The 16784-nt window shown below is 40.8% G+C and carries 9 protein-coding genes, 11 tRNA genes and 1 rRNA gene; all 21 read right to left on the bottom strand.

Features of this window, described 5'->3' with window-relative positions:
- Positions 1–5: 5 nt before the first annotated feature.
- On the bottom strand, positions 6–824 hold the full coding sequence (locus J2Z69_RS16850) for a TnsA endonuclease N-terminal domain-containing protein (RefSeq protein WP_209865308.1): 819 nt from the start codon (positions 822–824) through the stop codon (positions 6–8).
- A gap of 448 nt (positions 825–1272) precedes the next feature.
- On the bottom strand, positions 1273–1629 hold the full coding sequence (locus J2Z69_RS16845; protein ID WP_209865305.1) for a helix-turn-helix domain-containing protein: 357 nt from the start codon (positions 1627–1629) through the stop codon (positions 1273–1275).
- 207 nt (positions 1630–1836) lie between these two features.
- A complete protein-coding gene (gene glmS / locus J2Z69_RS16840; protein ID WP_209865302.1) occupies positions 1837–3669 on the bottom strand; it encodes a glutamine--fructose-6-phosphate transaminase (isomerizing) in 1833 nt (610 codons plus the stop codon).
- A 633-nt stretch (positions 3670–4302) separates the two neighbouring features.
- Entirely contained in the window at positions 4303–5643 is a 1341-nt protein-coding gene (gene glmM, locus J2Z69_RS16835) for a phosphoglucosamine mutase (protein WP_209865299.1), read from the bottom strand.
- Positions 5644–5724: 81 nt separating this feature from the next.
- Positions 5725–7128 carry a CdaR family protein gene (locus J2Z69_RS16830; protein WP_209865296.1) on the bottom strand — a complete coding sequence of 468 codons (1404 nt, stop codon included), beginning with the start codon at positions 7126–7128 and terminating at the stop codon, positions 5725–5727.
- Positions 7121–7951, bottom strand: coding sequence for a diadenylate cyclase CdaA (gene cdaA, locus J2Z69_RS16825; protein ID WP_209865295.1), 831 nt, complete (start codon positions 7949–7951; stop codon positions 7121–7123). The genes J2Z69_RS16830 and cdaA overlap by 8 nt, the downstream gene beginning before the upstream one ends.
- 208 nt (positions 7952–8159) lie before the next feature.
- Positions 8160–8777 carry a zf-HC2 domain-containing protein gene (locus J2Z69_RS16820; protein WP_209865292.1) on the bottom strand — a complete coding sequence of 206 codons (618 nt, stop codon included), beginning with the start codon at positions 8775–8777 and terminating at the stop codon, positions 8160–8162.
- A 122-nt stretch (positions 8778–8899) separates the two neighbouring features.
- On the bottom strand, positions 8900–9472 hold the full coding sequence (sigW, locus tag J2Z69_RS16815) for an RNA polymerase sigma factor SigW (RefSeq protein WP_209865627.1): 573 nt from the start codon (positions 9470–9472) through the stop codon (positions 8900–8902).
- A 268-nt stretch (positions 9473–9740) separates the two neighbouring features.
- The gene (gene ppc, locus J2Z69_RS16810) at positions 9741–12533 is read right to left on the bottom strand and encodes a phosphoenolpyruvate carboxylase (protein ID WP_209865288.1); all 2793 of its coding nucleotides are present in this window, start codon (positions 12531–12533) and stop codon (positions 9741–9743) included.
- A 394-nt stretch (positions 12534–12927) separates the two neighbouring features.
- Positions 12928–13001: transfer RNA gene (locus tag J2Z69_RS16805), tRNA-Gly, on the bottom strand.
- A gap of 11 nt (positions 13002–13012) precedes the next feature.
- Positions 13013–13089 (bottom strand) — tRNA-Pro (locus tag J2Z69_RS16800).
- A gap of 31 nt (positions 13090–13120) precedes the next feature.
- Positions 13121–13197, bottom strand: a tRNA-Arg gene (locus J2Z69_RS16795).
- Positions 13198–13200: 3 nt separating this feature from the next.
- Positions 13201–13275, bottom strand: a tRNA-Gly gene (locus tag J2Z69_RS16790).
- 7 nt (positions 13276–13282) lie between these two features.
- Positions 13283–13367, bottom strand: a tRNA-Leu gene (locus J2Z69_RS16785).
- Between the two features lie 2757 nt (positions 13368–16124).
- Positions 16125–16197 (bottom strand) — tRNA-Lys (locus J2Z69_RS16780).
- Between the two features lie 5 nt (positions 16198–16202).
- A tRNA-Gln gene (locus J2Z69_RS16775) sits at positions 16203–16277 on the bottom strand.
- Positions 16278–16309: 32 nt separating this feature from the next.
- A tRNA-Val gene (locus J2Z69_RS16770) sits at positions 16310–16385 on the bottom strand.
- 54 nt (positions 16386–16439) lie between these two features.
- Positions 16440–16514 (bottom strand) — tRNA-Glu (locus J2Z69_RS16765).
- 11 nt (positions 16515–16525) lie between these two features.
- Positions 16526–16601 (bottom strand) — tRNA-Thr (locus J2Z69_RS16760).
- Between the two features lie 2 nt (positions 16602–16603).
- Positions 16604–16679: transfer RNA gene (locus J2Z69_RS16755), tRNA-Asn, on the bottom strand.
- A gap of 14 nt (positions 16680–16693) precedes the next feature.
- Positions 16694–16784: ribosomal RNA gene (gene rrf / locus J2Z69_RS16750) — 5S ribosomal RNA — on the bottom strand; the annotation flags it as partial.

Genomic DNA, 16784 nt, shown 5'->3' with positions numbered 1-16784 from the left:
CTTCCTTAAGCTAGAGAACGTTGCATAGTAGAAACAATTTGTAAACTTTTAATTGGAAAATGAGGACTTATGAGTTCTGTCATATCAACTAGCCAGTATTTACGAGCAAGCATATATCTAAAAAAAGCAAGGGCTGTTCCTGGTTCTAGTCCCATAGAGTTATCACATAAAGCCGCAGCTTGATTGATAGGCTCCTCACTTTGCAAATACTTCAACATTAGCTGTTCCAAATTCCCTGTAAGAGTATATCCCAAATTAAAGACGTCCTCGTTGTCATACTCTCGATGAAACCAAGAGATATTGCGTACTATAATTTCGGGAATTTCGTTCTCAGTCACAATTGCCCAATCGATGTTTCTTTCCTTCCAGAAACGCCGTTCAATTTCAAGCTTTTCTATAACTCTATCATTCTCTAATCCACCTTCGGGTTTGATACATCTTGCTATATTTAAATTATTGATCGAAATAAAAAAATCAGTAGTCATAACAATCGGTTCGCCAGTTTTGGGATCAGTAGGATGCTTTACCCCCAGTTTTTCAGCGATGATTAATGTATCATCAAGAGGGAGTAACGGATATTGTTCTCGAATATCAGTCACGGAATCAGAAAAGTCCAAAAGATAAAAGTAATCGCGTTCAAGATTCGACATTAAGTGATGGTAACGATTGCTTGTCCATCCTTTAATACGAGTGGCAAGACCTTCAGAGGGGACATCTTGAATTGTAAGCCAAGGCTTATAATGAGATCCTTCACCTTGGCCTCTTCCTTCTTTTATCCATTTTTGAATTTTCTTTATGGTTATATCACGATTTCTTTTTGCCATAGTTACACCACTTTTCTTTTTACAGGAGATAATGGCTCTTTAATTTCTTTAATCTTCGATGGTTAGCACAATATTTCCGCTGATTCCGCTTTAACTTCTTCAATCGTTCTAGCTCCAAAAAATACAGATACTTTTTGTCTTCTGGTATAATCTGATGTTGGACTCTATTACAAACTATGAATTCCTCATTATAGAAAATATAGATACGAGACTTGTCCATTGTTCTAAGGCATACTTGAACTGACCAACCACCATGATGTACTGCCTTTGAAAACCATTGTTCCTGAATAGCTTGAGTGCAAGAATAGTGAGTTGCTTGGTACATTATTCCGTGCTCAGTTACTACTGCAAATCTAGTAAACTCCGAAATAGTCATATGGATCACCTCTTAATAAATTTGATAACCATTATTAACCTTTTCGGATATTTTATTCTTTATATAAGATAATTAATTCGGATATCCGATATTATTCTTTTTCGCTTTTATTTTAGCTATTTGAAGAAATTCATCTTTTTCCATGTCGGGCAAAGAACGAAGTAACTGAATTAATGCATTCTCTTGCACAGAGACATTTACGCCAAACAATTGAATATTGGATTCAGAATCCGACTCTTCATCTATTAGCCAATTCAAATCGCATTTAAAGGCCATTTTAAGAGCAATAATAGTCTCACAAGAGGGATAACCATTTCCACGCTCAATATCGCTTAGCGTGCCTTGTGAAACGGCTATACTGTCAGCGAATTCCTTTTGATTCATTTGATTGCTTTTACGAATATACCTAATTTTTTCACCTAATTTCATCTATGGTCCTCCTAAATACAAAGAACCCCGAAATTATGAAAACCATAATTTCGGGGTTCAGATGCATGATGTAGTCTTGAAGTTCTAGTTGGATGAATTGCCCGAGTAGAGTCAGTCTAGTACTTTATTATTCCAGTCTACAACTTTATTATCACAGTCTAAAACATTATTATTTGCGGACAGTCACAATTAAAATCATATTACCCCCTACTCCACCGTCACACTCTTCGCCAAGTTCCGTGGTTTATCCACATCATTGCCGCGTGCTAGCGAAGCATAGTAAGAGAGGAGTTGCAAAGGAACTACGGACAGCGCTGGTGTGAATAGCGGTAGCGTCTTCGGTATAGCAAAAGCTTGGTCCACAGACTTCAGTAGCCCAGCGATATGCTCTTCATGAGAGATAGCCATAACGTCAGCGCCCCGCGCTTTGACTTCCTTGATGTTACTTACGGTTTTTTCAAGAACCGCCTCTTGTGTAACCAGAGCAATGACGGGAATACCCTCCTCGATCAAAGCGAGTGTTCCATGCTTCAGTTCCCCTGCTGCATAAGCTTCCGAGTGAATGTAAGAGATCTCTTTAAGCTTCAATGAGCCTTCTTGCGCTACCGCATAATCTAGTCCGCGGCCGATGAAGAATAAATGCTCATGATGTGAGATTTGTTCAGCGTATGCTTTCATAGCATCGGAATTCTCAAGCATACTCTCTACTTGCTCAGGTAAAGCGTTCAATGCCATGATCATCTGAGCAATGTCGTCTTCGGTCTGTGTAGCACGCACTTGAGCTAGGTACATTCCAAGTAGATAAAATGCAATCAATTGAGATGAGTAAGCTTTAGTTGAAGCCACAGCAATCTCAGGTCCAGCTAAGGTGACAAGCACATCATCCGCGTCCCGGGCAATAGAGCTTCCTACTACATTCGTAATCGCCAAGACATGAGCACCCTTCGCTTTCGCTTCTCGAAGTGCCGCTAGAGTATCTGCGGTCTCGCCGGACTGACTCACTACGATGACTAGTGTATCTGGTGTAATTAACGGTGAGCTATATCGATACTCTGACGCCACATCACTTGCTACAGGGATGCGTACCAGTTGCTCAATCACTTTTGCCCCAACGAGTCCTGCATGATAAGCCGTACCACAAGCTACAATATGAACATTGCGAATGTTCTGAATTTGTACAGGTGTAATGTTTAATTCTTTTAGATCAATTTGTCGCCCATTGTCATGTACACGTCCACGGATGGTATCTCTGTATGCCTTAGGCTGTTCATGAATCTCCTTCAACATGAAGTGATCGAATCCGCCTTTTTCTGCTGTAACTGCATCCCAATCGACATGAATCATTTCCCGAGAAATAAAATTCCCCTCAATGGTCATCAGTTCGACAGCATCTTCCGTCAGCACAGCCATCTCACCATCATTTAAAATGTACACATTGCGTGTATACTCCAAAATGGCTGGAATATCCGAACCAATAAAGTTCTCCCCTTCACCAATCCCGATAATAAGCGGACTCGCTTGACGCACAGCTACTAACTTAGAAGGCTCATACTCTGTGAGTACACCTAAAGCGAAAGCACCGCGCATGAAGCCAATTGCTTTCTGTACAGCTTTGACAATATCGCCATCATACTCACGAGCTACTAGATGGGAAATGACTTCGGTATCCGTCTCCGAGACAAATACATGACCTTGATCCATCAGTTCTTCCTTTAGGTCCAGATAGTTCTCTACAATGCCGTTATGCACGACCGAGAACTTCTGCGTGTGATCCGTATGAGGATGAGAGTTCACGTCTGATGGTTTACCGTGCGTAGCCCAGCGAGTATGACCTATCCCTGCCGAACCCACCAAAGGTGCTCCTTCCAACTTGTTCTCCAAGTTCACCAGTCTTCCGATGGACTTCGTAATTTGGAGACCCTCTGGCGTAAATACAGCAATTCCTGCAGAATCGTATCCTCGATACTCTAGCTTCTTCAGACCCTCGATCAATACCGACTGTGTATCTCTTTTACCAATATATCCGACAATACCACACATAATTAAATATCCTCCGTTTCATCGTTTCACTCTAGTAGGAATGAAGACGAGAGAAGCGGAAGAATCGCGCAGTAGCGAAAGATGGTTGTATTATTCAATTGTGCAAGATCTATATATGATAATTTTTGAATACGATTAGGCACATTTTCATGAATGGACAGACGTCTCCACTACTGCGGACAAGCCGCTTTTTTGCTCTCGTACCTTCATCGATATTTTGTTACTGTGGCATCGATCGGGAAGTTTGTAAGCATGGTCGCCCATCCTTTTTGCTTATCCGAATTACGGTTGATGCAATCACCGGGAGGCCCCCGCCGAACATTTCGAACACCTCCACCTCGTCAGCTTACTTTGCCGTGAAGCACGTCTCCGGTAAAAGACGCCCTTCGTCCCGCGCAAAACTTAAGCTCTGGCGCTTGTTATTCTATAACCTTACGATCCTCGCTCTCTATCTATGAATATTGTTATTATATGCACAGGTCTGTCAATTTGCAATCCTACACCCGCCCTTTTCATTAAAATGTGACTTTACAGCTACATCGCGAACTATAAAAAAACCACTGGATGGAATTAACCCATGCCAGTGGCCTATGCCTAAATAATTAATTATGATTGCTAGGACCTATAGTAGAATTATACGAGTTCCCGCTCTACCACTTGCGTAATCTGGGAGACAAACTGTTCTAATTCATCCTTATCTGGCCCTTCAGCCATAACACGAATCAGAGATTCCGTACCGGAAGGACGCACCAACACACGGCCATTATCCCCTAATTGCTTCTCTACAATTGTAATAATCTCTTCAATCGCCTGATTACCATCGTATTTGGTCTTATCCTGAACACGAACATTAACCAGCACCTGAGGATATTGCTTCATCAAGTTCTTAAGTTCACTGAGAGGTTTACCCGCTTGCTTCAGCGTATCTACGAGCTGGATGCCTGTAAGAATGCCGTCCCCGGTTGTATTATAGTCTAGGAAAATAACGTGTCCAGACTGTTCTCCGCCCAGATTGTAGCCGCCACGTCTCATTTCTGCCATTACATAACGATCCCCTACAGCAGTCTTAGCCGTACTCAATGCGAGCTTCTCTGTAGCTTTGTAAAAACCAAAATTGCTCATCACAGTTGTTACAATCGTGCTATCATTCAATTTGCCTGCACGATTCATCGCCTCACCACAAATACACAAAATGTGATCTCCATCGACTTCCTGTCCATTTTCATCAATGGCAATCAGGCGGTCTGCATCTCCGTCAAAAGCAAGGCCCAAATCGGCCCCAAGACGTACTACCTCTTCTTTCAGGCGTTCAGGGTGTGTGGACCCACAATGTGCATTAATGTTAAGACCTGTCGGTTCAGCAGCAATCGTAATGACCTCAGCTCCTAAATCGCGGAACAATTTTGGCGCCAGTTCATAGGCTGCACCATTAGCACAATCTAGCACGACTTTCATTCCCTCAAAAGAATTGGAGATTGTCGTCTTCAAATGATCTAAGTATTTAAACTTAGATTCGTTATCTACCGTGACATTACCGAGTTTGTCGCCTACCGGGCGAGGAAGCTCATCCACTTCTTTATCTAGCAAATCTTCGATTTGTAATTCAGTTTCATCAGAGAGTTTGAACCCATCACTACCGAAGAATTTAATTCCATTATCTTCAACGGGGTTGTGTGATGCTGAGATCATTACTCCTGCATCAGCATTCATCACTCGAGTCAGATAGGCCACCGCTGGTGTGCTAACAACACCTAGACGAATGACATCCGCACCAATCGACAGCAGACCCGCCACGAGTGCAGATTCCAGCATTACGCCAGAAATTCGCGTATCCATACCGATAATTACTTTAGGCTTTTCTACTTCTCCTGCAAGGACATAACCTCCAATACGACCAATACGATAAGCTAGCTCTGCCGTTAATTCTTTGTTTGCAACTCCACGTACACCATCAGTTCCAAAATATTTCCCCAAAATACTCACTCCTCCATATCCATGTTTCACTTCTATTTTTATATCTTTCCGCTAATTTTTGTGTCTTTTGTGAGGGCAAGGTTAACCGGCGTCTTTTGGAATCGTCTCCGTATCCCCTTGCTTATCTGGATTCAAAGGCGTGGTAGCCCCCGAATCTGGTTCTTTCGTGTCATTGTTCGTTCCCTGTCCAGGTTTTTCAGTAGTATCCCCGTTAGGTTTAGGAGTCGTTGGCTTGGTAGTCGTAGGTTTTGATGTGTCCAACAGTTCTACTTCAACGTTCAGCATATTCCCCGATTCAGATAAAGTTACGAATTTGGGCAGTGTGATCTTAGGAGTCAACGTGTGCCTGCCTGCTGTAAGGTTAGAGACGTCAACACTAACTTTGATGTCCTCAGCCCGAATCGACTTCAACACATCCGTGGAACCTTTTATCTTCAGTGTCATCTTCCCAGTAGATGGGGTGAGTACCTTTGTATCCAAAGAGCTATTTGTATTCACAATCGTTACCGGAACGTCACGCACTTCCTGCTCTATAACCGCAGATGCTTTGACGACGACTTGAATAGAGCTCGGCTCGATTTTCTCAAAACCATCGGGTGGAGTCAAGTCAATGGTGAGGACTGAGGTATCTGGTCCTTTAAATTTACTCAGATCAACACTCGCTTTATAGGAATGAATACCCTCAAGCGCTTCTTTAGACCCATAGATCGCAACGCCCTCTATTTCTGTAGTAATGCCTGCTAAAGCAAATCCTTCTGGAAGACTGCCCGATCCACTCAGCTCAATCGGAACCGTCTTGTATAGCTTATTCACAGGAACATCAACGTTGACAGCATTAGGCGATATCGAAGCCCCTTCGATTTCCCGCCCTTTTTTATCATAAGCTTTAAGTTTGACCGATTTCCCTTTTACTGCATCTTCTAATCCACTTACATCAATAGTTCCTTGGATTTTATCTACACGATTCAAGTCACTTTCAGGTAAAGTCACACTTACACTTTCTTGCTTTGTAAGGACAGGGGTACCAATCTCAAGTCCACTGGTCGGCGTTCCCTTCGTTGTAATCGTTGGAGTGAAATCCTTCGTTACCTTGTTCTCAATGGTCACCCTTATCGAAGAGGGCTCCATAGAGACGAGTTCGACGCCTAAAGGCAGTTCATAGGTCAAAGGTACCGTTGTTGTGCCAGGTCCCACATTTTCTAAGTTTAGACGAACTTTGTAATCTGTTAATAAAGAAGGCAACTCTGAACGCTTCCCCTTCACTTCTAGACGAACTACAGCGGGATCAAGTCCTGTAAGTACATATTCCTTGTCATCGAGTCCATAGACTTGAATTCGGATATCATTGATGATTTTATTACTTGTATTTGAAGTCACAGGTGAATTCGTTGCACCACTATCTAAATGCACCATGCCCCATAAAATAATACTGAAACATAGAGCAATAATCTTGGCGATATTATTGTTATTAAGCCACTTATCCACGTTTTTTGCCCCCTTTAGGCTTCCAGAAAGGGGTTTTCTTTTGCTTCTGGTTTGTATTAGGTCGCAGTTCTTCATATAACTTGGAGATCAGGGATTCCTCGTTGATTCCTCGTACTACTTGTCCATTAATGGCAAGCGAGATTTGTCCAGTCTCTTCAGAGACAACTACAGAAATGGCGTCACCCACCTCACTTATCCCGATGGCCGCTCGATGCCTTGTTCCAAGCTCCTTACTGATAAATGGATTCTCTGACAAAGGCAGATAACAACCCGCCGCAGCAATCCGGTTGTCTCCGATAATGATGGCTCCATCATGCAGTGGTGTATTGGGTATAAAGATGTTAATTAGCAGTTCTGATGTAATCTGAGACTGCATTGGAATACCGGATTCTTTATATTCATTCAGCCCCGTATTACGCTCAAAAACAATTAATGCGCCTATTTTTCCACGTGCTAAATAATTCACAGCTTTAATAATCTCACCGATCTGCCTGGTGAACTCTTCTTCATCCGCCATAGATCTTCCGAACAATTTACCGCGGCCCAGCTGTTCCAATGCTCTTCTAAGCTCTGGCTGAAAAATAATAAAGACAGCCAGGACACCGAACGTAAACATCTGATTCATCAGCCATTTTAGCGTATATAGGTCCAGCCATGTACTTACAGCCCATATCACTACAAGTACTAATATTCCCTTAAGGAGCTGAACAGCCCGAGTTCCCCGTACAAGCAAAATCAAATGGTACATAATATATGTGACAATTAGGATATCAATGGTATCTTTAATGGCTTCCTGCCAAGTTAACTCCGCAAAATAATTCATAGGCAACCCCCGGCTTCCCTTATAACGAACATCTATATTATGTTGTCCCTAAACTCTAGGTTATAACGATCACACGGCAGTTGCAAGCTTCTTGTACCGCGCCGTGCTTATAAAGGTAACTTATTCCAATTAAATTTGTCCATAAAACAAAGAAAAGGCGCCCAATTCCCAAGGGACGGCGCCATAGTATACCTGATGGGGTTCATCTTCACTGATAAGCTACTTCGTTAAAGGTGTTCGTTATCTTGTACCAGACCCAATCCAGCGCTTGATCAATACTCTTCACGCTGCCTGAGATCTTAGCCGTTGAAGCCTGATATACTGAACCATCAATCACAGTTAAATTGCCATGAACTTCACCATAGATCTTGGCTTTCCCATTCTCTACAGTTAAATCTCCATCAATCGTTTTTCCGCTAGGGACAATAACCGTATCTCCCTCAAAAACAAGCTGATTAAGATCGTTACCACGTACGATTAACTGATCATCGACTTTCCATAGGGACATGGTGCTGAAAAACATAACAAACATGAACAAAGCTACAGCAGTCAGGGCCGGATGTCTCTTCACCCACGTGAACCAAGTACGCTGCCCTTTCTTGTTCGGGATATCCCTCATAATGCGGCCTACCAACTCATCCGAGGCGGTTGGCACGGAATTTTTAACCACCCGGAATAACATCATTTCCGTCTGCTCCAGCTCTTGAAAATGATGTGCACAGGCGGAGCAACCTTCCATGTGCAGCTTAAGCACTTGAGCATGCTCTTTAGACAACTCTTCATCCAAGTATTCATGCATGTAAGAGACGGCTTGTTTGCAATCCATTTTAGCCATTCCTTTCCGGTAGAATCTATATGCACACAAATCTTATTTATATATCTCATTCATCTGAGCACAACCAGCTACAGTTAGATACGCTGCAGACTCCGTTGCGTTTCAAAAAAACTTTAGATCATCTTATTTTCCAGCTTTTTTCGTAAAAACTCCCGTCCTCGATGAACCCGCGTCTTTACAGTCGTAACAGGCATATCGAGTACGTCACCAATTTCTTGAAGAGATAACTCCTGCAAGTAACGAAGCATAATTACAGACTTATATTTAGCCGGCAAAGTATCTATAGCTTGGTGAATCGTCATCTGTGTCTCCGAGATCAAATATTCACTCTCTGGAGTGCGATTATCCCCAGGAATTAAGGTATAACCATCTAATCCATCTTTATCGCCGAGTTCCGCATCTAATGAGTAACTGGGCTTCCTTTTACGCAAACGATCAATACACAGATTGGTGGCAATACGATATATCCAAGTAGAGAATTTCTGATTCTCATCATATTTCATCCAGTTCTTATGTACCCTTAGAAAAGTCTCCTGCACAATATCCTCAGCTTCGTGACGATTATTCAGCATCCGATAAGCTAAGTGATATATTTTGTCCTTGTATAATTCTACGATCTCTACAAAAGCTCCTTCGTCCCCTCGACGAGCTAGCTTTACAAGTCTCGCATCAAAGTTGTCAATCATCTTTTCTCCCCCAGATCCGCCAAAACGGTCTCCTGCCGGTTCCAAGCCAACATCCAATACTGTTGCCGCTTTCTCTATATACCTAACGCTGCGGCCTGTCCCGGCGCTTCTCATCAAGCGTAATGGATGTTTCTTTAAATTGCAAGCGCACTTCGGTGACTATAACTTAGCCACATCCCGCTCTATTCAAACAATGAAAAAAGGAAGCTTCCTCTAAAGGAGCTTCCTTCATTTCTATGATTATAAGTTGAAACGGTATCTCAAGGTATCAGCCCGTGTTACGTAATCCGGCAGCAATTCCATTGATAGTCAAAAGCACTTCACGAAGCAGAATCGCATCATCTCCGCCTTGCTCTCTAAGTTCTCGGAGTTCAGCCAAAAGCTGTACCTGTAAATAACTAAGCGGATCTACATAAGGATTCCGCTGACGAATGGACTCTTGTAATGTTGGCTCATTGTCAAGTAGTTCATTTTCACCCGTTATCTTGAGAATAAGGCCCTTCGTAAGCACAAATTCCTCTTCAATCTGTCCAAAAATCCGATCCTTCATCGTATCGTCACTACACATATTGGCATATTCATTTGCAATGATTAAGTCTGCCTTCACAACCGCAAATTGCAATGTATCCATTAAGGAGCGGAAGAATGGGAAGTTTGCGTACATATCCTGGAGGATCTTAAGCTTCTCTTCATCATTATTGTAGAATTCCTGAATACCCGTTCCTGCTGCATACCATGCTGGGAAGAGATAACGACTTTGCGTCCAGGCAAATACCCATGGAATCGCACGCAAATCTTCAAAACGATTGCTATTTTTACGCTTAGATGGACGAGATCCTATATTAAGCTCCCCTACTTCCACGAGTGGAGTAGATTCCCGGAAGAACTTCATGAATTCCGGCTCACGGAATACAAGGTCTTGATATTTTTTAAGAGAAGTCTCAGACATCTGCTTAATGATGGCTTCCCATTTCTCTTCATACAGATCATTGCGCTGTGAAGTCCGGGCAGCTACCGCTTGTTTGATTAGTGCAGAAGTAGCTTGTTCTAAGCTTCGATATGCTATGCCATTAAGTGCATAACGTTCTGAGATTACTTCACCCTGCTCCGTAATCTTAATCCCCCCACCGACTGTGTGTGGCGGCTGAGCGAGAATACTCCGGTTCAGCGGCATACCCCCGCGGCCTAATGCACCCCCACGTCCATGGAAGAACTTCAGTTTGATGTTGAACTCATCAGCTGCAGCAGTAATTTCTTTGAGTGCCACGCGCAGTTCCCAGTTCGCTGTAACCATACCCCCATCTTTGTTACTATCTGAGTATCCAAGCATAATTTCTTGGAGATCATGCATAGCTGCTACAGATTCACGATACACCGGCATACGGAACAGCTCCCGCATAATTCCTGGTGCTGCATGAAGATCATCGATAGTCTCGAACAAAGGTACGGATTGCAAGGTACATACCACGGTACCATCCATTTCTTTGCGGAACAGACCTACTTCTTTTGCAAAGACCAATACTTCCATGATATCACTTGCCGCTTCGGTCATACTTATTAAATAGCTATTGATGCAGCCAGTACCGAATTCCTCCTGTGCCGCGAATACAGTACGGTATACATTAAGGCACTCTGTAGTGCTGTCACTGTAGTCCTGATAAGTAGAAGTAAGCGGGCGTGGATCATTAAGGATTTTCTCCAGTAAAATAACTTTCTCTGGTTCAGGAAGGTCTCTATAATTCTCCGTAATATTCATATGTGCCAAAATCTCAGCCATGGCGTTCTCATGCTCTTGACTATGTTGACGAATATCTAGCTTCGCAGTATGGAATCCAAAAAGTTCCACTTGGCGAATCATATTTCGAATATGGGTGTCCGCAACATAATCCGCATAGTGATGGCGCAGACTGCGATCAATAATCTGTAAATCTTCCATGAACTCGCTTACGTTGTTGTAACGCTCGGTCGTACCTTTTTTGGACTCATCAATGATATTATGGAGTTTCTCCGTCATATATGTCAGCTTGACCCGATAAGGTTCCTTCTCGTTCCGCCATTCTGGCGTACGGTTCAAGAATACGCGTACACTGTCCTCTTGAATGGACTTCATCAATTCTTCAGTAACTTCAACAATGGTTGTACTAAAACTAAGATAACGGAACAAATCGGCAATAATTCTTTGGTACTCTCGAATGGCCAGTTTGCGCTGCGTTAGTAGCGTCTCCCATGTAACCTCAGCTGTAACGGATGGATTCCCATCTCGGTCTCCACCAATCCAAGAGCCAAACCGCAAATACGTAGGAACATGCCAATTATGCTCAGGATAATATTTGGTTAAATTCCGTTCAAGTTCCAGATAAACTTCTGGTAACACATGGAATAATGTATCGTGGAAATAATACATGCCATTGCGTACTTCATCGAGTACAGTAGGTTTACGATCTCTAAGTTCATCGGTCTGCCAAAGCGTAATGACTTCGTTCAGCAACTTCTCACGAAGCTGTTCTCTTTCACGGAAAGTAAGTGTAGGATTGTCTAGTTGCATAACATCGTCCGCAATACGCTTGTGAATATCTAGAATTGCACGACGCATTGCTTCCGTAGGATGAGCAGTCATAACAAGTTCCAAGGAAAGTCCTTGCAATATATCTTGAACTTCATCATAAGAGAAACCACGTTCTTTAAGGTCCTTCACAGACTCTTCAATCGATCCAGGCTGTACATTCTCTCCTGCAGTCCGCTCATAATCACGTTTGCGGCGAATTCGATGGTTCTGTTCTGCAATATTCACAAGCTGGAAATAAATCGCAAAAGCACGAATAACCTGATGACGAATGTCTGGTTCCAGAGCATTAATAATCTGTTTGAAATCCTCATGCATTTCTGGCAAAAATTCAGCCCGCAGTGACTTACTGGCTTCACGTATCTTTTCGACAATATCTAAGAGTTCATTGCCACCTTGATGAACCAGGACTTCTCCTAGAATATTGCCCAAAAAACGAATATCACGCCGTAGTAGGTTGCTCGAATTGCTTTTGCTCACAGTTGCTAATTCAGTCATGCTTCTCCTCCCAATCCTTCTGTACCGACTTATTATGATCTTTTTAACATCATACAATAAACCCTAGTTAAAATCCTTACTTTATTTTGTGAAAAAAAGGGGACTTGAATCTCAAGATAGCAGAACCTTTATCCAAAATTCCGTATGAATATTCAGATTGATGTAATAGAGGATTTTCTCCCTCATAGGAATAATAAAAAGATATCTTCCATCTTACTCTTATACTTCTTGATGCATACTGCATAAAAAACCATAGTCGTTCAACTAATATATTACACTAACACTGCAAAGTGGTAAATTACATATTTAAAAAAACTTTACTTTAAAGGTTTTTTCTTAGCTTAAAATATTATACAAAAAAACATCATCTCAAGGATGATGTAAAGTTTGTGTATGGAGCGGGTGATGGGAATCGAACCCACGCTATTAGCTTGGAAGGCTAAAGTTCTACCATTGAACTACACCCGCATTATAAAATATGGTCGGGACGACACGATTTGAACATGCGACCCCCTGGTCCCAAACCAGGTGCTCTACCAAGCTGAGCTACGTCCCGATATGTATACATTCTCGCCATTTAACAGAAATGGCGCGCCCTGAGAGATTCGAACTCCCGGCCTTTTGATTCGTAGTCAAACGCTCTATCCAGCTGAGCTAAGGGCGCAAATGGAGCGGACGACGGGAATCGAACCCGCGACCCTCGCCTTGGCAAGGCGATGCTCTACCGCTGAGCCACGTCCGCATAAAAATGGTGCGCGTGAAGGGACTTGAACCCCCACGCCCGGAGGCGCTAGATCCTAAGTCTAGTGCGTCTGCCAATTCCGCCACACGCGCACATTACCTATGGAATCAATCCATGAGGTTAGCAGATCCCAACTGATTAACGTTGTGTTTTTGCTTAACGTTTATCTCGTTGGCGACAAGAAATATCTTATCATACTATCCAACTTTAAGTCAAGCGTTTTGATATAATTATTTTAAATTTATTTTTCGCTTAAATTTTTATTGTTTTTCAATTAGAATTTTATCTATTTTTTACTTGGCTTAACTGCTTTTTTTGTGAAAGAGATCTCTATTTATTAAAATATCTAGGCTAATTCAAATCATTTATGTTATCACGATTGGACGATTGGCCTATAGTGAACAATCAGGAATTTAAAATGTAAAAAAATTTTAAGGTGTTTTCTAATATGCTATTAGTTAAAACCGACAACCCTATTTTTATGTATTTGTATTATTTTATTATTTTATTATTTTATTATTTTATTATTTTATTATTTTATTATTTTATTATTTTATTATTTTATTATTTTATTATTTTATTATTTTCTACTCTTCTACTCTTCTACTCTTCTATTTTTCTATTTTATTTTCATTCTAATTTTATTCTTATATTTTATATTTTGAAAGTACTCTTAAACTAGATATATTGTCTAGTAAGCATAATATTTTTTTGATTTTCAAGTTAAATGGATAGAATTATAATTAATATTGCCGATGATAGGCTTTTCATAGGAAACAAAGAAACAAACAAATTAAATTAAGAAAAAAAGGTACGAACTTTGCAATGACATGCCTTCGTTGTCCTATTATATTATCTGAGGAGAACTTTCCTTAGGTCCATAGTTGTTTAAGATAGTATAGGCGCTCACATGGCTTGTTTAGGCTTCTACGTGAATCTATACGGAAGATATTCCAAAAGTATTGCTTATATGTTCTTATACGCCCCTAGGGCGTTAGAGCATGGGATATGAATTGTGTACTAGCCCGATGAATCACATAGACAGAATTAAAATTTACATACAAATGTAATCAGCTAAGAAATAATTAACATAATTAATTTCCTAAATATAATTTATGTAAGGAAAGGTTCATTAAATGATAAAAACCATAGCTCTTCCGCTTTTAAATAGTGATATTCCGTAGACGCTAATATAAGGGTAGACTACGGTCTTAGAAAAGGAAATTTTGGTGGAGCACTTGAAGGCTTACTAAACTCAGTTTCAAATAAACAGTACTTTATGACGCAAGGAGATGGTGTAGAATACTAATTTATTAACCCTTTAAACTCAACGGGGCATACCCATGGTTATCACCTAGATCAATATGGATACTTAGGCGTTAACCCAACAAACAGCTAGACTCTTATCGAGAACTACGGCCTAATGCTTACCGCATGGCATGACGTGCTGTTTATGCAACGCATATAGAAAATTAAACAATTAAAGCAAGGATTGCATATCGACACGTACCAATCTTTATCACAACGTGCTAGGAGAAGGCATCTAATATAAAAGAGAGCTTCTTAAGGATCTCTATGCCTCCAAATTTATCTTTTATGCGCTTTGGCCTGCTCTCTATCGGCTCTACATACAAAAAATTGTTAATATATAACAATCTAATCACTATGTTATAAGAAAATACCTACAAAATTAACCCCACTTATATATGATTTTATCCAATATATATTAGGCATGTTCTTTCTTTTAGAGCCGAATCAGGACTATATTCAAGACTCTTTAAGAAGTCGATCAACCCATTATCTTGAGCAAATATGCTATTTACTTATTAATTCATTATTCCAACACTTAGCTTATATTATGCCGAGAGAGAGCCTTAATTTATTATCTAAAGATGATCAAAAAATGACCTTTCGATGATTAATACAGAGAGTACTTAATCCTGATACAAATCAAAACTCAATAAAAATACCCATCACCATTTTAAATAGACTTTAGCAAAATACAATAACCTAATTAAAACATTTAGAAAACTTTCGAAGCCTTAATTGAAAAAATAAAGTTATACACAATGTAGAATTTAATTTTTAAAAAAATTATTATCAACAAGCTTATTAACATTTCAACAACACACTTGTATATTTCACTGAAGTACATTCTTCATAGTAAAGTATATTAGACTTCTACATAAACAGCTGCTTTCCTAGCCATCTTGTCTCGGAGCTTGAATTAATTAAGCTAGCGCAACATACAAAACGACCTATAATATCTGAAAATCTTCAAAATTCCATGGCAGTTCAGTTCAACTCGTCTTTTCTCAATTAATGAGCGTTAGGTGCATATTATCAATATATCCAACATATCGCCATTCCTTCTTCAGGAGTGCTGTAGGCCTCTTATTCGATTCGTTATACCCAAAGATGCTTCACTGCTACATAGAACAGGACAACAAACAATAGGGCTCCCTCCATTATCCACAGTCAACCTACCAAATTAAAAAAATCATTAATAAAAAATAGGTTTTTATTATAAACTTATACCCTGATGTGTATAGCCGCTGAATAACTTTGTAAAATTATGACCCAGCCTATCAAATATAAAGAATATCAATTTAATTTATCTTACTAATTTGATACTATCCACAACATACTCACTTATACTGCGGACCAAGTATTCCATTTATATGTTAATTTCCTAATAATCAATAATCCTGTTGAATATCTTTATTATTTAAAAGAATCACAATCTTTTCTTAATTACAGTTACAGTTACAGTTACAGTTACAAAGAAGTTCTATAAAAACAAAAAAAACTATCCCTAAAGAGATAGTTAATTCTTAATTATACTAAGATGAGCCATGAAGGGCTCGAACCTTCGACACCCTGATTAAAAGTCAGGTGCTCTACCAACTGAGCTAATGGCTCTTATATGGCTGGGGATATAGGATTTGAACCTATGCGTGACGGAGTCAAAGTCCGTTGCCTTACCGCTTGGCTAATCCCCATTAATTAGGACGACTTGTCCCATAATGATAAATGGTGGAGGCTGAGGGGATCGAACCCCCGACCCTCTGCTTGTAAGGCAGATGCTCTCCCAGCTGAGCTAAGCCTCCATATGTCTACAAATAAAAAAAGGGTAAATCTTTTTCACATAATTGTGAAAATAATGGTGACCCGTAGGGGATTCGAACCCCTGTTACCTCCGTGAAAGGGAGGTGTCTTAACCCCTTGACCAACGGGCCTAAATGGAAAATGGAGCTCTCTACCGGGATCGAACCGGTGACCTCATCCTTACCATGGATGCACTCTACCTACTGAGCTAAGAGAGCAATGGCTCCCCGAACAGGGCTCGAACCTGTGACAACTCGATTAACAGTCGAGTGCTCTACCAACTGAGCTATCAGGGAATATGAAAAATATCGCTTGGCGGCGTCCTACTCTCCCAGGACCCTGCGGTCCAAGTACCATCGGCGCTGGAGGACTTAACGGTCGTGTTCGGGATGGGTACGTGT

The organism is Paenibacillus shirakamiensis, from assembly GCF_017874255.1.
GTDB classification, from domain to species: Bacteria; Bacillota; Bacilli; order Paenibacillales; family Paenibacillaceae; genus Fontibacillus; species Fontibacillus shirakamiensis.
This window is presented reverse-complemented; position numbering and strand designations above follow the sequence as displayed.